This is a genomic window from Paenibacillus taihuensis (assembly GCF_003386535.1).
Lineage (GTDB): Bacteria > Bacillota > Bacilli > Paenibacillales > Paenibacillaceae > Paenibacillus_Z > Paenibacillus_Z taihuensis.
The window spans coordinates 358,840-377,560 of sequence record NZ_QTTN01000001.1; the positions used below are offsets into that span (position 1 = coordinate 358,840).

Annotated in this window: 19 protein-coding genes; 13 read left to right on the forward strand and 6 right to left on the reverse strand. The window is 52.7% G+C overall.

The window, feature by feature from the left end; translation table 11 throughout:
* The first annotated feature begins 2 nt into the window (after positions 1-2).
* Genes mnmH through A8990_RS01860 form a run of 3 tightly spaced genes read left to right on the forward strand, consistent with a single transcriptional unit; the run spans position 3 to position 2,734 of the window.
* Positions 3-1,043: a tRNA 2-selenouridine(34) synthase MnmH gene (gene mnmH / locus A8990_RS01850; protein WP_116187297.1), complete on the forward strand. Its 1,041-nt coding sequence runs from the start codon at positions 3-5 to the stop codon at positions 1,041-1,043.
* Complete coding sequence (locus A8990_RS01855) at positions 1,036-1,944, forward strand: proline iminopeptidase-family hydrolase (protein WP_116187298.1); 909 nt, start codon at positions 1,036-1,038, stop codon at positions 1,942-1,944. The genes mnmH and A8990_RS01855 overlap by 8 nt, the downstream gene beginning before the upstream one ends.
* Positions 1,928-2,734 carry an AAC(3) family N-acetyltransferase gene (locus A8990_RS01860; protein ID WP_245995799.1) on the forward strand — a complete coding sequence of 269 codons (807 nt, stop codon included), beginning with the start codon at positions 1,928-1,930 and terminating at the stop codon, positions 2,732-2,734. Before A8990_RS01855 ends, A8990_RS01860 begins: the two co-directional genes overlap by 17 nt.
* 252 nt (positions 2,735-2,986) lie before the next feature.
* On the opposite strand, the gene A8990_RS01865 is transcribed toward A8990_RS01860, so the two are convergent.
* Together A8990_RS01865 and A8990_RS01870 are read right to left on the reverse strand one after the other, a co-directional pair.
* The gene (locus tag A8990_RS01865; RefSeq protein ID WP_116187386.1) at positions 2,987-3,595 is read right to left on the reverse strand and encodes a transglutaminase-like domain-containing protein; all 609 of its coding nucleotides are present in this window, start codon (positions 3,593-3,595) and stop codon (positions 2,987-2,989) included.
* Positions 3,596-3,620: 25 nt separating this feature from the next.
* Positions 3,621-4,820 carry a winged helix-turn-helix domain-containing protein gene (locus tag A8990_RS01870; RefSeq protein WP_116187299.1) on the reverse strand — a complete coding sequence of 400 codons (1,200 nt, stop codon included), beginning with the start codon at positions 4,818-4,820 and terminating at the stop codon, positions 3,621-3,623.
* Between the two features lie 175 nt (positions 4,821-4,995).
* Between A8990_RS01870 and A8990_RS01875 the strand changes: the two genes are divergently transcribed.
* The 3 genes from A8990_RS01875 to A8990_RS01885 all read left to right on the forward strand — a co-directional run bounded on the left by A8990_RS01875 (position 4,996) and on the right by A8990_RS01885 (position 8,706).
* On the forward strand, positions 4,996-5,823 hold the full coding sequence (locus A8990_RS01875) for an MASE4 domain-containing protein (RefSeq protein ID WP_116187300.1): 828 nt from the start codon (positions 4,996-4,998) through the stop codon (positions 5,821-5,823).
* A gap of 126 nt (positions 5,824-5,949) precedes the next feature.
* Positions 5,950-6,645 (forward strand): GGDEF domain-containing protein, encoded by a 696-nt coding sequence (locus tag A8990_RS01880; RefSeq protein WP_147306752.1) that lies wholly within the window; start codon positions 5,950-5,952, stop codon positions 6,643-6,645.
* Between the two features lie 261 nt (positions 6,646-6,906).
* Entirely contained in the window at positions 6,907-8,706 is a 1,800-nt protein-coding gene (locus tag A8990_RS01885; protein WP_116187302.1) for an AAA family ATPase, read from the forward strand.
* 408 nt (positions 8,707-9,114) lie between these two features.
* On the opposite strand, the gene A8990_RS01890 is transcribed toward A8990_RS01885, so the two are convergent.
* Positions 9,115-9,411: a hypothetical protein gene (locus tag A8990_RS01890; protein ID WP_116187303.1), complete on the reverse strand. Its 297-nt coding sequence runs from the start codon at positions 9,409-9,411 to the stop codon at positions 9,115-9,117.
* An 83-nt stretch (positions 9,412-9,494) separates the two neighbouring features.
* Positions 9,495-10,157, reverse strand: a complete 663-nt coding sequence (locus A8990_RS01895) for a class I SAM-dependent methyltransferase (RefSeq protein ID WP_181909352.1) — start codon at positions 10,155-10,157, stop codon at positions 9,495-9,497.
* A gap of 185 nt (positions 10,158-10,342) precedes the next feature.
* On the opposite strand from A8990_RS01895, the gene A8990_RS01900 reads away from it, so the two are divergent.
* The 5 genes from A8990_RS01900 to A8990_RS01920 all read left to right on the forward strand — a co-directional run bounded on the left by A8990_RS01900 (position 10,343) and on the right by A8990_RS01920 (position 15,697).
* Positions 10,343-11,215, forward strand: a complete 873-nt coding sequence (locus A8990_RS01900; RefSeq protein ID WP_116187305.1) for an NAD-dependent epimerase/dehydratase family protein — start codon at positions 10,343-10,345, stop codon at positions 11,213-11,215.
* A gap of 422 nt (positions 11,216-11,637) precedes the next feature.
* Positions 11,638-12,924, forward strand: coding sequence for an erythromycin esterase family protein (locus A8990_RS01905; RefSeq protein WP_245995800.1), 1,287 nt, complete (start codon positions 11,638-11,640; stop codon positions 12,922-12,924).
* Positions 12,925-13,118: 194 nt separating this feature from the next.
* Positions 13,119-14,012 (forward strand): GNAT family N-acetyltransferase, encoded by an 894-nt coding sequence (locus tag A8990_RS01910; protein WP_116187306.1) that lies wholly within the window; start codon positions 13,119-13,121, stop codon positions 14,010-14,012.
* A 120-nt stretch (positions 14,013-14,132) separates the two neighbouring features.
* Positions 14,133-14,696 (forward strand): FAD-dependent oxidoreductase, encoded by a 564-nt coding sequence (locus tag A8990_RS01915; protein ID WP_116187307.1) that lies wholly within the window; start codon positions 14,133-14,135, stop codon positions 14,694-14,696.
* Positions 14,697-14,806: 110 nt separating this feature from the next.
* Positions 14,807-15,697, forward strand: a complete 891-nt coding sequence (locus A8990_RS01920; protein ID WP_116187308.1) for a HEAT repeat domain-containing protein — start codon at positions 14,807-14,809, stop codon at positions 15,695-15,697.
* On the opposite strand, the gene A8990_RS01925 is transcribed toward A8990_RS01920, so the two are convergent.
* The gene (locus A8990_RS01925; protein ID WP_116187309.1) at positions 15,694-16,500 is read right to left on the reverse strand and encodes an ABC transporter permease; all 807 of its coding nucleotides are present in this window, start codon (positions 16,498-16,500) and stop codon (positions 15,694-15,696) included. The genes A8990_RS01920 and A8990_RS01925 overlap by 4 nt on opposite strands.
* Positions 16,497-17,465: an ABC transporter ATP-binding protein gene (locus A8990_RS01930; protein ID WP_181909353.1), complete on the reverse strand. Its 969-nt coding sequence runs from the start codon at positions 17,463-17,465 to the stop codon at positions 16,497-16,499. The genes A8990_RS01925 and A8990_RS01930 overlap by 4 nt, the downstream gene beginning before the upstream one ends.
* Before the next feature lie 256 nt (positions 17,466-17,721).
* Between A8990_RS01930 and A8990_RS01935 the strand changes: the two genes are divergently transcribed.
* A complete protein-coding gene (locus A8990_RS01935) occupies positions 17,722-18,447 on the forward strand; it encodes a phytanoyl-CoA dioxygenase family protein (RefSeq protein ID WP_116187311.1) in 726 nt (241 codons plus the stop codon).
* Positions 18,447-18,689: a hypothetical protein gene (locus A8990_RS01940; RefSeq protein ID WP_116187312.1), complete on the forward strand. Its 243-nt coding sequence runs from the start codon at positions 18,447-18,449 to the stop codon at positions 18,687-18,689. Before A8990_RS01935 ends, A8990_RS01940 begins: the two co-directional genes overlap by 1 nt.
* The last annotated feature ends 32 nt before the right edge of the window (positions 18,690-18,721 follow it).

Sequence of the window (18,721 nt, forward strand, 5' to 3'; positions counted from 1 at the left end):
CGATGTTTCAAGATATTGCAATTGAAGATTTATCAGCACTGAGACAAGCTGGCAGCCTCGTCACGATTGACGTCAGGTCGCCTTCAGAATACGCGGACGCGTCAATTCCCGGCAGCTTGAACATTCCGCTCTTCAATGATGAGGAGCGCGCCGAGATTGGCACGATCTATAAGCAGGTCAGCGTTCAAGCGGCGAAGGAGCGCGGTCTTGAGATCGTTTCGGCGAAGCTGCCTGCGTTCATCAAGACGTTCGCCCAGATTCCGGGCAAGAGAGCCGTCTTCTGCTGGCGCGGCGGGATGCGGAGCAAAACATCCGCGACGGTGCTCGACCTGATGGGCATCCGCACCTACCGGCTTGAAGGCGGTTACCGCGCTTATCGCCAGTGGGTCGTTAGCCGGCTGGAGCAGATGGAGCTTACGCCTCCGGCTTTTGTGCTGCACGGCAATACGGGAACGGGAAAGACTGCGATTTTGCGCAAGCTGCACGAGCACTCCTATCCGGTGCTGGATATTGAACGTCTCGCGGGACATCGCGGATCCATCTTCGGCAACATTGGGCTGAAGTCGCACAATCAGAAGACGTTCGATGCGCTGATGTCGGATGAGCTTGACCGGTTAGAGCACGCGCCCTATTTTCTAATGGAAGCGGAGAGCAAGCGGGTTGGCAAGATTGTCATGCCGGATCGACTCGTCGCGAAGAAAGAGGAAGGCAAGCATATTTGGCTGGAGCTTCCGCTTGAAGCACGGGTTACGCATCTGCTGGAGGATTATCAGCCATGGGAACATCAAGAGGAATGCCTTCAATCGTTCCGGCTTATCAAAGCACGGATTCACACGCCGATTGCCGCCGAGATCGAATGGGCGCTGCAGCATGAAGAATACCGCATGGCGATTGAGCTGCTGCTCGTTTATTACTATGATCAGCGTTATGCGCACTCGGATACGAGCTATGATATGGACAATCGCACGGTGATCAAGGCGGGATCTGTTGAAGAAGCAGTTACGGAGATTCAGCAGCTGCTCGGAGGTGTGTCCAATGCATAATAGAAGGACGGAAGAAGGCTTTATTGATGTACCTGGGGGCAAAGTCTGGTACACGCGGCTGTCCGAAGAGGGCGCACAGGGGATTCCGCTGGTTGTTCTGCATGGAGGCCCGGGCAATACGCATGGTCCGCTGAAGTCGGAGCTCGAAGCGTTGGCGAATGAACGTCCGGTTATCTTCTACGATCAGCTCGGCTCTGGCAACTCGGAGCGTCCGACAGATGTTTCGCTCTGGAAGACCGAGCGTTTCGTGGAAGAGCTGGCTTCTATCCGGGAGGCACTGGGCCTTACGGAGATGCACTTGCTGGGACATTCTTGGGGCACGATGCTCGCGGCATCTTATCTGATCGAACGTAAGCCGGAAGGTGTATACAGCGTGATTTTCTCCAGTCCATGCTTGAGCAGCGAAATGTGGAAGCAGGATGCCGACAGGCTAATCGCACAGCTGCCAGATGACGTGCAGGCGACAATCAAGCTGCATGAAGAGCAGGGGACGACGGATTCCGAGGAATATCATGCCGCGATGCAGGTCTACTATGACCGGCATGTCGTGCGGCTCAATCCGGTGCCGGAGATTCTGAAGATCAGCAGACCGAAGAGCAACGGCGAGATCTACATGACGATGTGGGGACCGTCCGAGTTCTGTCCAACAGGCAACTTGAAGCATTATGATGTAACTCCGCAGCTGCATGAGATCGCGATTCCATCGTTGTTCCTATGTGGACGTTATGATGAAGCGACTCCGGAGTCGACGCAGCATTACCAGTCGCTCGTGCCTGGCGCGGAGCTGCATGTGTTCGAGGAAAGCTCGCATATGGGCTACTTGGAAGAGACAGACGCTTATTTGCAGACGGTAAGACAGTTTTTGCAAAAGGTGGAGGCTTACCGTGGAACGCATCAATGAATCGGCATGGCCGGTAACTCGGACCTCGATAGCCGCTGATTTGTCTGCGCTTGGCGTCACGCTGGGGATGACCTTGATCGTCCATTCCTCGCTGAAGTCGATGAATCGCTGGATTGTTGGCGGCGCTAGCGCGATTGTACTTGCCCTTGAGGATGCCATCGGTGAAGAAGGGACGCTCGTGATGCCGACGCATACCGGGGACTTGTCTGATCCGGCGCCATGGCAGAACCCGGCGGTCCCGGAAGTTTGGTGGCAGCTCATTCGCGATGAAATGCCGGCGTTCCAGCCGGATCTGACACCGACGAGGGCGATGGGCGCAGTCGTGGAATGCTTCCGCAAGCAGGATGGGACGCTTCGAAGCTGCCATCCGCAGCTGTCTTTTGCAGCGAGAGGTCCGCAGGCGGCGTACATCACTTCCGATCATTCGCTGGCAAACGGTCTTGGCGAGCAGTCGCCTCTAGCCAAACTGTACGAGCTCGGCGCTTCGGTGCTGCTGTTCGGCGTAGATCATGGCAATAATACATCCATTCATCTCGCGGAATACCGCGCGAAATATGCAAAGAAGCATGTGACCAACCATGCGCCGATTCTGGTTGATGGCAGAAGGGAATGGGCTGCACTCGAAGAGATCAACCTTGATGCGGACGACTTCGACGTGCTTGGTCAGGCATTCGAGGAAGAGACCGGCTGCGTGAAGCTTGGAAAGATCGGCGATGCGGTGATCCGCATTGTGCCGGTTCGGGAGCTGGTTGACTTCGGCGTGTCATGGATGGAACAGCATCGGGAGTAGATCATCGAAGGTAGATCGTCGGGAGTAGATATGAGACAGCAACAGCCCTATCCGGATTGGATAGGGCTGTTTTTGGGTTGGCTCCCCTTGGCCCCGCTCGCGATAACGGTTGCCATGGAGGCTATCTGGTGATTATGACGTCGAAATCATTCGATTTGAACTAAATAAGCTCACGGGCAACCGTTAAAGCAGAAAAAGGCTGTTTGTGGTACGAATAAGCGCTGTGCATCCGTTAGCAAGTTAATGAAGCCACTATAGCGCTGTCGGCAGCTGCTGCAAATACATTTCCAGCGCGTTCGTCGCTTGATGCAGCACAGCAACCGTGCTCGGATATGGATGGATGTAGATCGTCGGATAATCGATTTCCCCATAATATGTCCGAATCGGGAAAGCGAGCTGCTCCTCTTCCAGTGAGAACTGGGCGTCGATGCCGGGCTTGTTGCCGCGTGCGTCGAGTCTGACCCATCTGCCGAGAGACTCAAGGTATACGCCGTTCAGCGCATGGATGACATGGCCGGTGTCAGGCGTATCGCCGAGCGTCAGCCGCTGGTAGCAGAAGCCAGCCGGCACGCCTTTGCTCCGCAGCAGTGCACAGAGCAGCATCGACTTGGCATAGCAAATTCCTTCACGATGCAGCAGAGCGCCGGAAGCAGAGGAGGTGACGCGTGTGCTCTGGATGTCCCATGTGTGCGAGATGTGGTCGCGGACATATTCGAACGCTGCACGTACGAAAGCGAGCTCGTTGCCCGCCTCCCGGCTCAGCTCATCTGCAAGCGCAGCTACGGCTGTATTGGAGAAATCGACTTCAGCGGATTCGATCAAGTAATCCTCTAATTGCTCAGATTCTAGCAGCAACCTCATGCTCATGCTCGACCAACCTCACTCTCTACGCTTTCAATTTTGCCAAACCGGCAGCTTCAATGCTCGTTCCAAGATACGCGGCAAATCGCTCCAAGCAAGCCAATACGCCGTCTCGCATTGCCGCATCTACCGTTACATCGCGCTCCCACCACCAATTCACAAGCGTAAGCGGCGAATTTTTGCGTTGGTTCGCAAACTCGACACGTGCGACGAGCTGGTCGCCATAAACGACGGGAAGCACATAGTACCCGTACTCGCGCTCGGCAGCTGGCTTGTACACTTCCCAGCGATACTCGAACCCGAACAGTTCTTTGATAAGCGCGCGATCCCAGAGAAAATTATCTAAGGGAGCCAGCAGGCTGGCGCGATTCGCGCGGTCAGCGAAGCTGCTTCCGCCTTCCATAGCTCGCTCGAACAACTCGCGATCTGACGAGCGAAGGTAGAGCGGATGCTCCACGCCTTCGATCTTAACCTCGATGAGCTGACCGCTCGCGATCAGCTGCTTGAACGCCTCGTTCCGATGACGGCTCTTCATGGAGCGAATGCCAATCCAGGCATCGCTTGGCCGGTTCCAGAGTAGGCCGATACTGCCAACCCGGCGAAGCACATTCCATGCGAAATACCGCTCGTCCGATTCGATGGGATCGGAAGCACTGAAGAACTCGCCAGGGATATGCCGCTCAGCCAGATCGTAAAATCTCCGTGTCCCTGCCTTATGATGAACGATCAGCTTTCCCGCATAATACATGCTCTCCAATGTTGCTCGAGCCAATCTTGTCGGTCCCCAGCCCCAATCGATTTTCTCCGCATAATCCAGATCGCTCGAGCAGAGGGAGCCGCGTTTCTCAATCTCGGCATGGACTTGATCGACGGTTTCCTGATTCGCGAGGCACCACGCGTCATGCTGTTTGCGGAAGCGGTTGAAATTCGGCCAATCCGTAACAGGTACGATTGACATGCATTTATCCCATTGGTCGATCAGTCGACGATCCTCATAAAGCAGCTCCTGAAGCATAGACCGTTCGAAATTCGCAATGCGTGCCTGAAGGACAAGCTCATGATTCATGCTTACAACATTAAGCGGATCAAATTGAATGCAGCCGACGCGGTGAATATATGCCATAATGCCTGCTTTGCCTTCGAACTCGGCGTTCTCGCCCGAAAGTCCGTGATAGAACAGCAGGAACCGTCTTGCCTGCTGCTTCGTAATCGAAAGTTGAGCCATATCGTTCACCTGCCTGCTTGAAGTATGAGATGAAGTCTCTTTATTAAAGAGAATAATTGGAAAATCTCTAGAAGTCCATGACTTATGAATTATTTGTGAAAATAGCTGACATAAAGGGAGGAATTAGTCGACTTTTGTCGAAAAATAGCATACCACATCTTTTGGAGGCGCAACCATGGAGCATCAGGCTTCTAAAATCGCTGTACAACATCTTCTGTCCACGCCTGCAAACCGGTCTCAGCGAAGGCTTGTCTATGTCATCGGTGCTCTGATCTGTGTCCTTTCTCTGTTTGCAGTTCCGTTCGCGCGCATACAGCTGGTTGAACTACCTGCGTATCAGCCCGCGATATTCTCGACCGTAATCTGCTTCGAACTGATAACGGCTTACGTATTGTACAGTCAATTCCGGATCAATCGCTTGCCATCGGTTCTCTCTCTGGCTGCCGGGTATCTGTTCTCTGGCGGTATGAGCGCGATGTATTTATTGACATTCCCTGGCATCTTCTCCAAAACAGGCTTATTCCATGCAGGGACGCAAACCGCTCCTTCGCTATATTTAATCTGGCATATCGGGCTGCCGACAGCGATTTTCGGTTATGTCTGGTTCGAGTCCAAGTCCAAAGGGAAGCAGCTAAGCCCTGCAAAAGCAAGAAGACTCGCCGTGATGGTAACGACGGTAGTACTCTTGTCAATTGCGGGATGTACCGTACTTACGACCAAGTTTCATGACAGCCTTCCCACGCTGCTGAAGAACGGCCATCTGACTTCACTGTTCATATACTACATCAGCGTGCCAATTATCATCTACAGTGTGATCGCGCTCATTCTGTTCTTTCGGTTATCGCGAGGAAACACAGTGACAACGGCTTGGCTATGTATTGCTTTGCTGGATCGCTGCTTGATGTATGCATTATCATTTGCGGAGGCGGCCGTTTCAGCCTTGGCTGGTACGTGGCAAAGTGGAACACGTTCATGTGCGCGAATGCGGTGCTATGCGGCATGATTTACGAATTTACGAAGATGTATATGAGCTTGACGGTGCTTTACCGAAAAGTCGGAGTAAGTGAAAGTCGCTATAAAGCTCTTCTTGGTGAAAGCCGGCTCGCAGAACGCGAGATATCGAAGCGAAATGAAATTATTGCGCGGATGCTGGAGTCAAGCCAAGATTGCTACGAGCAAAGAGAAGACGCGGTATTTCGAATCTTACGTCAGTCCGCTTACAGATGAACTGGATGGGCAGCTGCACGGTCATCTGTTCGGATTCCATGACCGTACCGATGAAGTGCGCATTATGTACTACGATGAGCTGACAGGACTGCCGAACCGCCGATTTTTAGGAGAACGGTTGATCGAAGCGCTCGACCGCGCCAAGCAGCAGATTGCGAATTTCTCCGTATTCTTCATGGATTTGGACGGCTTCAAGAAAGTCAACGATACGCTGGGGCATGAGATGGGGGATCGGCTGCTTCAAGAGGTATCGAGTTTGCTTCAACTATGTGTAGGCAGCTCAGGCGTCTGTGCAAGATGGGCAGGCGATGAGTTCATCGTTCTGCTGGAGGATATCCAGAACCGGGATCAGCTCGAGGCACTTGCCGAGCAGATTATTCATGCCATCGAACAGCTTCGTGAAATCGATGGAGTTCCGATTCATGTAACGGCGAGCATCGGCGTTGCGATATACCCGAATGACGGCTCGGAAGGAAAGACGCTGCTTATGCATGCCGACCAGGCGATGTATGAAGCGAAGCTGAAGGGGAAGAACAATTGCTGCTTCTACTCTGCAGACGATTACGAGCAAGCGCAGGAGCAAGCACAACTGCAATAAGCATAATGATTTTATGGATGAGACGCTCCTGAATGGAGCGTCTTTTTCTATGTCTTCCCGAACATAGGGCGCTCGTACTAAAAAAGTTTCAGCCAATTGATATAAACGATCGATGGGCTCATAGGATTAAGTAAGATGCTGTCTTATATAGGAGCGGAAGCGGATGGAGAAAAGCATATTTTGCAAGAGCACTAATAAAATGATAGTACCGCATTTTTTCATCACTGCTCCCAATTCAAGTGTGGAAAAGGAAGTGTGGCCATGAGGAGTTATCAATGGGTAAAGTGGCGTAAATTTCTCCTCTGGCTGATTGCCCTCATCATCTTAGCCGTCTTCTTAATTAATGGAGGGCCGACGGTCTGGAACATTACGCTTACGATTCTTAGTTTATTGTTTCAGCTCTTGTTTGCCGTGTTGTTCATCATTATTCAGTTCGTGGCGCTGTTCTGGTTTCTCGCGCGAGGGCGAACGTATTGGATATTGCCTGGCGAAACCGGCTCGACATGGGAAGATTACCGTGGGAATCCGGAAATTGTCGAGAATGCGAAGCGAATCGTCCTGCTGCTTAAAGGAGTGCGGGAGTTCAAGCAAATGGGAGGCGAGGTCATCCGCGGTTTCCTGCTGTGCGGACCGCCCGGTACCGGTAAATCCTACCTCGCGCAAGTCATAGCGAATGAAGCGAAGGTTCCTTTCGCTTATGCTTCGGCGCCAAGCTTTCAGAACATGTTCTTTGGCGTCGGAAACCTTAAAGTCATGGGCATATATAAGAAGGCAAGGAAGCTCGCTAGAATGTATGGCGCTTGCATCATCTTCATCGACGAAATTGATGCGATAGGAATGAAGCGTCAAGGTGGCGGCGGCATGGCACTTGGCGGCATGATGGGTATGGGTGGCGGTTCAGGCCTTCTTAACGAACTGCTCCTGCAGATGGACCCGCCGAACTTGGACAATTCAAAGTTTAAGAAATTGCTAAGGCAGCTTGGCCTTCGCCGCAAGAGAGCGGAGCGTGAAGCGGTGCTTACCATCGCGGCAACGAACCTGCCGGATGTACTTGATCCGGCGCTGCTGCGCCCTGGCCGGTTCGACCGTCAGCTATGGGTCGATACGCCGGATTATGATGGCCGCGTCGACGTCTTCCACTATTACCTCAATAAAGTGAAGCGCGGCGAATCTCTCACCGCAGAGAAAGCAGCGCTCGATACAATCGGCTACAGCCCTGCACAGATTAAGCATATCGTCAATGAAGCAGTTGTCATTGCCCATCAACGCGGCGCGCAGGAAGCCGAATATCAGGATTTCCGCGTAGCGATGGAAACGTACGAGTGGGGGCTGAAACAGCCGCTCCGTTCGATGCGCGACGATGAGAAACGGAATGTGGCGTATCACGAAGCGGGCCACGCCGTTGCCCAATATTTGCTGAAGCCGCATGATCGCGTCTGGAAGGTAACGATCATTCGCCGCGGCAACGCGCTCGGTCTTGCTGCGACGAAACCGACGCACGAGCGGTATAATCGCAGCGACAGCGAAATTCTCGCCAGCATCCAAGTTTGCCTCGCGGCGAGAGCAGTCGAGGAAGAGTTCCTAGGCAAGAAGCTGAATGGCGTCACCTCCGACCTGCAGCAGGCGACCAATATGGCAGGCGCCTTCCTTGGCGCGGTCGGCATGGGCGATGAGCTGTTCAGCTGGCTCGCGATCGGCTCGCATGCAGACTCGCTGCGCGCACTGCGGCCGAAGATCAACGAGCTGCTGAAGGAACAGATGCTGCAGGTGAAGAAGCTTATCCTCGCGCATTCCGAGTTCGTACATGCGATTGCGGAGGAACTGTTGAACCAAGGTGATTTGACAGGCGAGGAGATAGAGCAGATCTATCTGGGTCTCTATGGGCAAATTCGTCCGGAGCCGCCGGTTGTGAGGACGATGCTATTCGTAGGCGATGCGAAGAAGCCTGAAGAAGAAATTGTTGAGGAAGAGCCGCCGATTAAGGAACCGTCTGAGGATGGGGAGCAGGGCGAGCAAGGCGAGGAAGAGAAGAAACCAGAGGACGATACGAAGGAATCTTGAGGCAATGACGTGAGACGAGACATAGAGAAAGGCTGCCTGATGGCAGCCTTGGGCTTTAAAGAACCCCATGTCTGTTACGAAGACATGGGGTTCTTTTTGGTGTCTTTCTGCATCTTACTGCATCTTACGCGTGCTCGTTGGTGCTTTGGCCAACCCTGTCCTCTTTTCTAGCGTTCTCGCTACAGCCTAAACAAATGACTGTGGCTGAGAGTCGGAAAATCCGACTCTCACGCTCGAAAGGCGTTGATATCACACCTGAGAGTCGTAAAATCCGTTTCTCAGCTGCGCTTTGGCAGTATTCGCCTATCTCTTGGCGTCGAGAGTCGTAAAATCCGTCTCTCAGGTTCGCCCGAGCGGTATTCGCTTTATATCGTCGCGCCGAGGTGCCTGATGGCAGCCTTTTGTCGATCAGCCGTTATAGTGTTTGTCTTTCAGATTGTTCTCTGCAAGTTTCCTTAGTTGGATGAGCTCTTCTCTTATTGACAAAGACTCATCCTCTAATTCGCTGATCAGTCTCAGTAATATGAAACCAATCGATGAAACGATAGTCCCGAGAAGGGGAATGACGTATACTTTTAGCGCAATCATATTATCTGGTGCATTGAATCCGTGGGGCGACAAGAATTGCCCAAACCAATAGAGGATAAGCAGGATTCCTGCGGTAATCAAGCCATACACGAGCTTCCTTGTGGTGTTGTAAAACATATGCGTCAGCCTCCCAAGCCACTAAGTATTTCCATTCATGTATATACTTCGATGGGCAAGAGAAGTTGCGAATGTATCAGGATCTACCGCTTCCGCAGCAATGCTCGGAAACAGTAGATGCCGCCCCAATATTCCGTATGGAGCGCATTGCGAGGCATCGCGGTGTCGATCGGTCCATAAAATTCAAGCCCGGCTCGGCGGACAATCGACTGGAAGTAACCGAGGTTGACTGCCGGATAGTCGAGCGTCACGACGATTAAGCCATCGTCTTGCAAAGTTCGCTCAAACTCCTTCAGTGCTAACAGTGCATCTGCTGGCGTCAAATGCTCCAGAACAGAGATACAGAAGATTTTGTCGAAGAGTCGATTCTCGTACGGGAGCGCTGTTATGCTCGCTTGGTTGAAGGTGATGCGTCCTTCTTCATATGTGGAAGCGACAGTTTCTGCAGCTGCTTCGCCAATGTCCAGCGTGACATCCCGCAGTATGCTCGGTATAGAAGTGATGCGAGGATCCATGTCACAGGCATATGTCTTGCGAGCTCGGCTCGCCAGGTAGAATTTGAACGGATGCGAAATGCCGCATGCCGCATCGAGCACCGTATCGGTCGATGCCACAAATTGCGAGCACCATGCGTATTCATAGGGTCTGCTCCACCATTCTAATGGCAAGCTGTAGACAAATTGCCTTGAAGCAGGATCATCCGAACGTACGAATCGGGACACGGTTTGTTCCATCGGTAGCGGCATCGTCTGTTTTGCTCCTTCCATAGCTTTGGAGATGAGTATAGGCTTCGATTCTATTTCAGTCTATGAATCACGGTCTCGGAATATATCATAACTATCATATACAGTTCGAAAGTCTTTCGTTCCGGGCAAGAGGTTATGCTATGATAGCGAAAGATTGTCAGTTTCGATAGGAGGCATGGGCGAAAATGAAAGTGCTAGTAACAGGTGCAAGCGGCAATGGAGGTCAGGCAGTTTGTCGTGAGCTATTGCAGGCTGGTTATGAAGTTCGCATGGCTGATGTGATGCCGCCGAGCGCGGCTGATCTGAAGGAGCTGGAGTTTGTACGCTGCGACTCGCGTACCGTTACGGACGTGCAGCAAGCGGTAAAAGGCGTAGATGGCGTCATTCATCTGGCAGCTTGGCATTGCGCACATAATCCGCCGGTCAGTGACGATACGATCTTCGCGGTTAATGTTGACGGTACATTTCAGGTGCTGGAAGCGTGCCGTAGAGAAGGTATCCAGTCGATCGTATATGCCTCGTCGATGGCTTATGGCTGGGGATCGGTATACGGCGTGACCAAAGTGATCGGGGAAGACCTGTGCCGCTCCTATCATGAAATGACAGGCGCATCAATCGCGATGCTTCGTTATCATGAGTTCATCCCTAGATCTTACTTGGAGTTCGGCGGCAAGTTGCTCCGCAACGGCGTCGATCGTCGCGATGTGGCGCGGGCAACAGTAGCTGCATTGGCAGCGGCGAGCAAACGTGAATTCGGCCTATTCCGGACGATCGTCCATTCGAACCACGGCATGTCGGAAGAGGTTCGCGCGAATTTCCGCTCGCTCGGTCAAGCTTGGTGCGAAGAGCGATTGCCAGGTGCTTCGGCCCTTATCGCCAAATACGACATCTCACTTCCTGGGGAAGTGGAACAGCATGATCTGACAGAGGCGCGCGAGGTGCTCGGATGGACGCCGCAGGTCGGGTTTATCGAGTTTTTGCGCGATTTGAAGCAGCGCGATGAGCGTGGCGAGGATGTGCGAAGCTTGTTCGTGCCATCGGAGCTGCCGCAAGTGTAAGAAGCTGGGTCAAGCTGCCGCAAGCGTATGTATTTGTTTACTTTGCAAGACCGCTTTCGGGCGGTCTTTTTTTTATGATAATCTAACTCCCAGCGGTGAACCTATAGGCGTATAGGCGGTAAGGCGGTAAGGTGGGGTGAGAGCACATATACGTTCTCTCAAAGGCACAGTAACCTGAAATGGCGGCATTCATGTAGTCTGAGAGAACACATACGCTCTCTTAAGAACAAGAAACGCGCGAAAAAGGTATCGAGAGAACCTATGCGCTCTCTTCATAACTTTCATAATAATCATTGACTCATCATAGTCATGATTTTTTTTACTTTTTTTTGGCCAACAGGCTACACGTGATAGTGAGTAATTCGTTCCCGAATTGGAAAATATAAGCAGGAATTTTCAAAGCTGCAAAGGAGCTTACTACTGTGAAAAGAACGATATCTGCGCCATATCGAGAGGCGGTCATTGATGAGATTCGGAAAGCTTCGAATAAGCTCGAGCAGGATCAGGATTTGAAACCGCTCGCTGATGCAGCGGGGAAGGCGAAGATCGTGCTGCTCGGCGAGGCGAGCCATGGTACGAGCGAGTTTTATACGTGCCGAACCGCGCTGTCCAAGATGCTCATCCAAGAGCATGGCTTTACGTTCATCGCCGTGGAAGGCGACTGGCCGTCATGCTATGAGGTGAACAATTATGTGAAGCATGCACCTGACGCGAAGTCTTCGATGGACGAGGTGCTGCAGTCCTTCGACAGGTGGCCGTCCTGGATGTGGGCGAATACAGAGACGAGAGATCTGGTCACTTGGCTGCGCGAATATAACCGTGAGCTTCCCGAGTCGAAGCGGGTCGGCTTCTATGGGCTTGATGTGTATAGCCTGTGGGAGTCGATGGACGAAATCATCAAGCATCTGAAGCAGACGAATTCGCCGGAGCTGGAAGCTGCACGGAAGGCTTTTGCCTGTTTCGAGCCCCATGCACGGGAGGGTCAGAATTACGGCATGACAGCAGCGTTCTTCTCGGAGACATGCCAGGACGAAGTGGTGCAATTGCTGGCGCAGCTTGAGGCGAAGCGCAGCGGCGGCACAGCCCGCACGCATGAGGCGCTGCTGAACGACGAGATCAACGGCCTCGTTGCCGTCAATGCCGAGCGGTATTACCAATCGATGGTGAGAGGCGGTCCAGATTCGTGGAACATTCGGGATCGGCACATGGTCGAAGCGCTCAATCGGGTCATGGAATTCTATGGTTCAGCGGCAAAAGCAATCGTATGGGAGCATAACACCCACATCGGCGATGCCCGCGCGACGGACATGCTCGCAGACGATATGGTCAATGTCGGGCAACTGGTGCGAGAGCAAGCGCAGCAGCCTGACGACGTGTTCGCGATCGGCTCCGGCACTTATCGCGGTACGGTCATCGCTGGCGATGCTTGGGAGTCGCCGCTCGAAGTGATGCGCGTGCCGCCGGCTATGAAGGGCAGCTGGGAAGAGCTGATGCACGAGGCGGGTGCGCATGATCAGTGGCTGATCTTCAAAGGTGCCGAATCGCCGCTGTTTCACGACACGTACGGCCACCGGGCAATTGGTGTCGTCTATCACCCGCATTATGAACGCGGCAATTATGTGCCGAGCGTCATGGCGGAGCGGTACGACGCCTTCGTATTCTACGATGAGTCGCATGCGCTGACGCCGCTTACACCTGTACACGCATAACTCACATATCTCGCATAACTCACATGACTCATATGACAGCATTACAAGGTTACAATGGTTAACCGGGAGACTGCCGAAGAGAAGGCGGTCTTCTTTTTCTTTTGCATCAAGTCCATCTTTTCCAACTTTTAGCAATATAGTAGAATGAGAGGTACGGGTCTAAATTCCGAAGATCCGGTGAGGAGGAACGGGTTATGATTTCATTTATTCCGATGAGCAAGCTGTCTCCTGAACAGCTGGTAACGATGTGGAACCGCGGTTTTGAAGGTTATTTTTCCAATATGACGCTCGGTGTGGATCGGTTCATTGCACGTGCGGGCAGCGAAGGGCTCTCCTTGGAGCATTCGATTGCGGCTTATGACGGTGAAGAGCCGGTCGGGTTCGTGATGAATGGGTTCCGTACGATTGAAGGGAAGAAGGTAGCTTGGAACGGGGGGACAGGCATTTCGCCTTCGTATCGGGGGCAAGGCCATGGCAAGCTGCTGATGCAGCAGAATGTGCAGATATACCGGGAGCAAGGCGTGGATATTGCGCTCCTTGAAGCGATGAGTCAGAATGAGCCTGCAATCAAGCTTTATACGAACACCGGCTACCATATTACCGAACGGCTTGTCGGCTTGCAGCAGACAGGTTCGCTGCAGGATGTTCTTGTACAACCGCAGGCAGAAGCCGAGCAATACTCTCTCTCGAAGGTGCTGCCGATTGAAGTGAAGCAGGTGTCTTATTATCATCAAATGGCAGCTTGGCAGACGCAGTGGGGAAGTCTGCGAGATGGCGAATGCTTGTTTGTAACCGAGCGCAGTGGCGAGACTGATGAACCGATTGGATATGCGCTCTTCAGACGCAACTTTGATGCAGAGGGGAACCTTGCATCTATCGTACTCTTCCAATGCGAGGCTTCACCGGACCGCGAGGATGCGGAAGCGATTATGCTGGCGGCGCTCGCACAGCTCTACATGCCGGAACAAAGCACGTGCAGGCGGATCGCGCTTAACCTGCGCGACAGCAATGAGACTCTTATCGCTCTGCTCGAGCGTCTCGGATTCAGCCGGTTTATGGAGCAGGTTCATATGGAGCTGCGATTCTAGCAGGGGAAAACTTGCATCCGCTTCCAATCAATTTTATAATGTGCTTGTACTGGAAGAATTGCAGACTTGCAGACTTGAAGACTTGAAGTGAATACCAATTCGAGGATGAGGAGCTGTTTTATGTTTGACATTGCCATCATCGGTGCTGGACCAGCAGGAGCCAGCGCAGCGTTGTTCACCGCAAAGGCCGGAAAGAAAACTTTGCTTATCGATAATGATAAAAGCGTTACGAAGCGAGCATGGATCGAGAACCATTACGGCGTTCCAGGCGCCAAAGGTCCAGACCTTGTTGAGACAGGCAAACAGCAGGCGGTCAAATTCGGTGCTGAGCTCGTTGCCGATGCAGTCGTGAATGTGACAAAGCAAGAGAACGGCTTCAAGGTTGAGACGGAGAGCGAGTCCTTCGAGGCAGCTCATGTCATCTTCGCAACTGGCCTTGCTGCTGATCTTGCGGAGAAAGTCGGCCTTGAGATCAAGCCTGGCACTGAGCCGCGCATTAAATCGATTATCGCTTGCGACGCAAGCGGCAAGACGAATATCGAAGGCATCTGGGCAGCGGGTACAATTGCTGGCGTCAGCATGCACACGATTATTACTGCTGGCGACGGCGCGAAGGTTGCGATCAACGTCATCAGCGAGCTGAACGGCACACGTTATGTCGATCACGACGTGCTTACATCCTAATCACATTGAACACATATACAAATAAGAGGAACTGCCTAAGGTGTGGGCGGTTCCTCTTTGTATTTTGGGCGAATATCGTATCGTATTGAGCATGAGAGGAGCAATACAACATGAGCGTTTATGTCGTCCAAATCGATGATTCATTAGGCAGCATCGCTTCGCGGTTCCGCACGACGGTGCCGAAGCTGCTGGATGTGAATGTGATTTGCGATCCGAAAGTGATTTTTGTCGGTCAACCCATTCTCGTTCCGGATGCCGGATTCGAGTATCAGCGCGCAGGCGGCTACCCCTATTATATTGTTCAGTTCGGGGACACGCTGTCCTGTCTAGCCGCGCAATTCCATCAGACGGAAGCGGGGCTCGCTGCCGCGAATCAACTCCAGCCGGGCAATCCGCCAGTGATGGATAGCGAGCTCGTCGTCGGGTTCACAAGACCGGACCCGGCTCAGCTTGCCGCAAGCTGGAGGAAGACGGCGGCCGATGCAAGCTGCGACTTCAACTCCATGCAGCAGCATGGCATCTACTACATCGGCTCCTATCAGTGGGAGACGATAGGGGAGAGTGCCGTTCCATACTTGCTTCCTTTTCTAAAAGATTCATGTGCTATGGTTCGATATTACGCCGTTCTTAGTCTTGGCCGCATCGCGACAGGTCCAGGCGTGCAAGCCGCGCTTCAAGGAGCGCTCCAAGACAGCGATCCTTCAGTCGCGGAACTTGCTGCGTATGCTCTTGCCCGTGCGCAGCTCGTGCCTGGATCAACAAAGCGGCTTCATATTACAACCTCGGATCAGCAGCTCTACAAAGAACCGAGCGGTACTTCAAGCTCCACGCTGGTGCCGAAGGGAAGCGAAGTGATCTCGCTTCGCTGGAATATTCCGAGCGGCACGAACGAGGAAGGGCCGCGTGGCGGGCTTGAATATTATGATCAAGTGCAGGTGCGGAGCACAGGACAGATCGGTTACTTCGGAAGAGTAGGATTCAACGATAGCCAGCTGATCTAACGGGTAATCCGCCACTGAACCAGCTTGAGTGTCGCCGTTATCGATACAATCGCAAAGCCGAGCAAGACGATGCAGTTCACCATCACATCATGTGTCCAGCCGGTAAGCAGCGCGCCTCTCAGCGCTTCCGCCGCATACGTTGTCGGGAGCAGATACGAAATCCACTGTACGGGAAGCGGGAGTTGATCGAGCTGTACCATGACCGGCGACAAGAAGGTGATGAGCATCATTAAGGCTTGGGCGAGCATGTTCGTGAGCTGGTGATTCGGCGACCAGAAGCCCATACACACGCCGATGCCGACGACGCTGGCCAGGGATAGAATGGCGACAAGCGGGAGCGCCCAGGAAAAGTGGAATTGGATATCATACATCCATTGCCCGATGATGCTCAGCAAGGCAAAGGAAGGCAACGTACTCATTAATCCTCTGAGCAAAATGGCGATGACGAAGTTTAGCTTCGAGATCGGAAGCGAGGCGTAGAACGTGAAATGGCCATCATGCTTCTGCCACGAAATTTCTTGCGCCATTGCGTTTAACCCCATCACGAGCAGCCCAAAAATCATGTTGCCGGCGATCATCTGGATCATCGTTTCCCGAGTCGGATTCTCCACGAAGAAGCGCATGAACAGGAGCGTCGTTAAGGGGAACATGGTCGCCATGAGCACGATCCATACCCAGCTGTCCCGCACGATCGCGAACTGAATCCGGAACAGGATGCTGAGCTCGGTCCGAAATCTCGCCGGACCTGTGAGAACAGACGCATGATGGATAGACTGGAGCTCCGCTTGTGCAGCTGTTTTCATACTCCGATCACCTCGCTTTGCGCCGCATTGTCAATATGGAAATATACATCTTCCAGGCTGGAGGGCTTGATGGAGTACTCGAGAATGGGCAGTTCCGGATGAGTCGTAATGAAATCCAGCAACTCGCTGGCATCTCGCTTATCAGCTAGAAGGAGCAGACGATTCTCGGCGAGCACAAGAGCTGTTCCGAATCGGGCTAGGATTGCTTCCATTTCATCTCGTTTGCCGATTGAGGTTAACAGCTCGAATTTGAGACGAGGATCGACCTGCTGCTTCAGCTTCGCCACGGAATCGATAGCGAGCAGCTTGCCGTGATTGATTACGGCAACGCGGTGCACGACCTGTTCGGCTTCCAATACATTATGCGTGACGAGGATGACGGTAGCGCCTTCACGATTTCGCTGGTTAATCAAGTCCCATACAAGTCGGCGATTACGCGGATCAAGCTCATTCGTCGGTTCATCGAGAATAAGAACCGGGGAGTGGCCGATCAAGACCGTTCCGATGCCGATCATGCGTTTCTGCCCGCCGGACAGCTGCTTGAGCAGTTTGTCGCGGAAGCTGCCCATCTCGAATTGCTCTAGAAGTTCATTCGCTTGCCGCTCGGCCTCCGCTTTTGGCACGCCACGAAGTCTCCCTGTGAAGGACAGCGCTTCATGCACCTTGAGCGCGGATATTGCATGCGGCTCTTGGGCGTAATATGCGACTAGAGTAGCCGCACGCTTCGTCTGCTGCGCAATATTCATCCCGTCGAACCGAACCTCACCTGCTGTCGGTTTCAGCAAACCGACCATTTGCTTGATCAAGGTGGACTTGCCGGCGCCATTCGGACCGAGAACGCCGAGAATTTCGCCGGCCGGGATGTCGAAGGAGATGTTGTCATTCGCTTTCACTTTCCCTTTGGTGCGTCCTTTGCCTTTATATTCATGGCTAACCTGATCGATCTCATAGATCAAATGGTTCACGTACATACCTCCCAGCCGTAGTTAGCCTCATTATACGAAGTCCCAAATAAAGGAGCATTAGCCTGGAGAATGGAATTCCACTCCTCCGTAAGGTGCTTCTGTTTCTACATCTGCAGACGGAGAATCGCCTACAATTAAGGTGGAAAAAGTACAATAACTGCTGGAACCCGTTCATTGTTTGACAGCGCTTACTGCTAGATAATTGAGCGAATGGCAAGTGATCCTGTGACTATGAATTGATCAAGGAGTGAGCGATATGATGTTGAATGCGGAGCAGTTGAAGCATTATGAGGAGCAAGGTTATGTCATCCTGGAGAATCTGTTCTCGAATGAAGAGATGGATCGTATTCGTTCGATCATCGATGTGTTTGACTGGGAGGGTGAAGAGGCACTGAAAGTGGGAAGCAAAGGCTTTAACAATATACCGAACCAAATTAATTTTACTTGTAATTTGGCTCGCCGTCACGAGAATTTGGAGCAGTTCATCTGCGATCGGCGCTTCGTCGATTTGACGACAACCGTGCTTGGCCCGGACATTCGTCTATATTGGGACCAATCGGTGTATAAGCGTCCGGAGGCTGATCGTGATTTTCCATGGCATCAAGACAATGGCTATGTACCGACAGATCCTGTCGAGTATATGACCTGCTGGCTCGCGCTCGAAGATGCGACGCTTGAGAACGGCTGCATCTGGATTCAGCCGGAATCACATAAGAAGGGCTTCGTCGAGCATAAGAAGACGGATATCGGCTGGCAGTGTTATTTTGGCGAAGACCCAGGTATGCCGGTACCGCTCCGGAAGGGAAGCATGGTGATTTTCAACTCGCTGCTGTTTCATCGCAGTACGCCAAACCGCAGCCAAGGCACGCGGAAGGCTTATGTCATCCAATATTCCGTTGAAGGCGTGAAAAATCCGGATACCGGTGTCGTATTCGATAACGGACCGCTCATTGCTGTTGGCGGGAAGCAGGTTATTGCCTAATGCCGAGCGTGATTGTGTGCTGTCTTCGTAATTTGCAAGAGAATCGGCATGGCACACTGCTCGATGAGCTCGTGGAGATGGGGCATGAGGTGTCGCTTGACCGGTGCTTGAATCAATGCGTCGGATGCAGGCGCGGACCAGCGCTCTCGATGGACGGGATTTGGATCGGGTCGACGAGTGAGGCGCTGCTTCGCCAAGAACTGGAGCCGAAGCTGTTTCCTGATGGCAAGCCGTTAGTGTAAACTGGAAACAAAACGGATATTGAATCAGTGGA

Bases quoted from the DNA above. Each gene is read 5' to 3' on its own strand.
- A8990_RS01910 (WP_116187306.1), top strand. From the start codon at position 13,119: ATGATTTCATTTATTCCGATGAGCAAGCTGTCTCCTGAACAGCTGGTA.
- A8990_RS01885 (WP_116187302.1), top strand. From the start codon at position 6,907: ATGAGGAGTTATCAATGGGTAAAGTGGCGTAAATTTCTCCTCTGGCTG.
- A8990_RS01855 (WP_116187298.1), top strand. From the start codon at position 1,036: ATGCATAATAGAAGGACGGAAGAAGGCTTTATTGATGTACCTGGGGGC.
- A8990_RS01940 (WP_116187312.1), top strand. From the start codon at position 18,447: ATGCCGAGCGTGATTGTGTGCTGTCTTCGTAATTTGCAAGAGAATCGG.
- A8990_RS01870 (WP_116187299.1), bottom strand. From the start codon at position 4,820: ATGGCTCAACTTTCGATTACGAAGCAGCAGGCAAGACGGTTCCTGCTG.
- A8990_RS01865 (WP_116187386.1), bottom strand. From the start codon at position 3,595: ATGAGGTTGCTGCTAGAATCTGAGCAATTAGAGGATTACTTGATCGAA.
- A8990_RS01915 (WP_116187307.1), top strand. From the start codon at position 14,133: ATGTTTGACATTGCCATCATCGGTGCTGGACCAGCAGGAGCCAGCGCA.
- A8990_RS01900 (WP_116187305.1), top strand. From the start codon at position 10,343: ATGAAAGTGCTAGTAACAGGTGCAAGCGGCAATGGAGGTCAGGCAGTT.
- A8990_RS01890 (WP_116187303.1), bottom strand. From the start codon at position 9,411: ATGTTTTACAACACCACAAGGAAGCTCGTGTATGGCTTGATTACCGCA.
- A8990_RS01920 (WP_116187308.1), top strand. From the start codon at position 14,807: ATGAGCGTTTATGTCGTCCAAATCGATGATTCATTAGGCAGCATCGCT.
- A8990_RS01935 (WP_116187311.1), top strand. From the start codon at position 17,722: ATGATGTTGAATGCGGAGCAGTTGAAGCATTATGAGGAGCAAGGTTAT.
- A8990_RS01925 (WP_116187309.1), bottom strand. From the start codon at position 16,500: ATGAAAACAGCTGCACAAGCGGAGCTCCAGTCTATCCATCATGCGTCT.
- A8990_RS01880 (WP_147306752.1), top strand. From the start codon at position 5,950: ATGAAATTATTGCGCGGATGCTGGAGTCAAGCCAAGATTGCTACGAGC.
- A8990_RS01875 (WP_116187300.1), top strand. From the start codon at position 4,996: ATGGAGCATCAGGCTTCTAAAATCGCTGTACAACATCTTCTGTCCACG.
- mnmH (WP_116187297.1), top strand. From the start codon at position 3: ATGTTTCAAGATATTGCAATTGAAGATTTATCAGCACTGAGACAAGCT.
- A8990_RS01895 (WP_181909352.1), bottom strand. From the start codon at position 10,157: ATGCCGCTACCGATGGAACAAACCGTGTCCCGATTCGTACGTTCGGAT.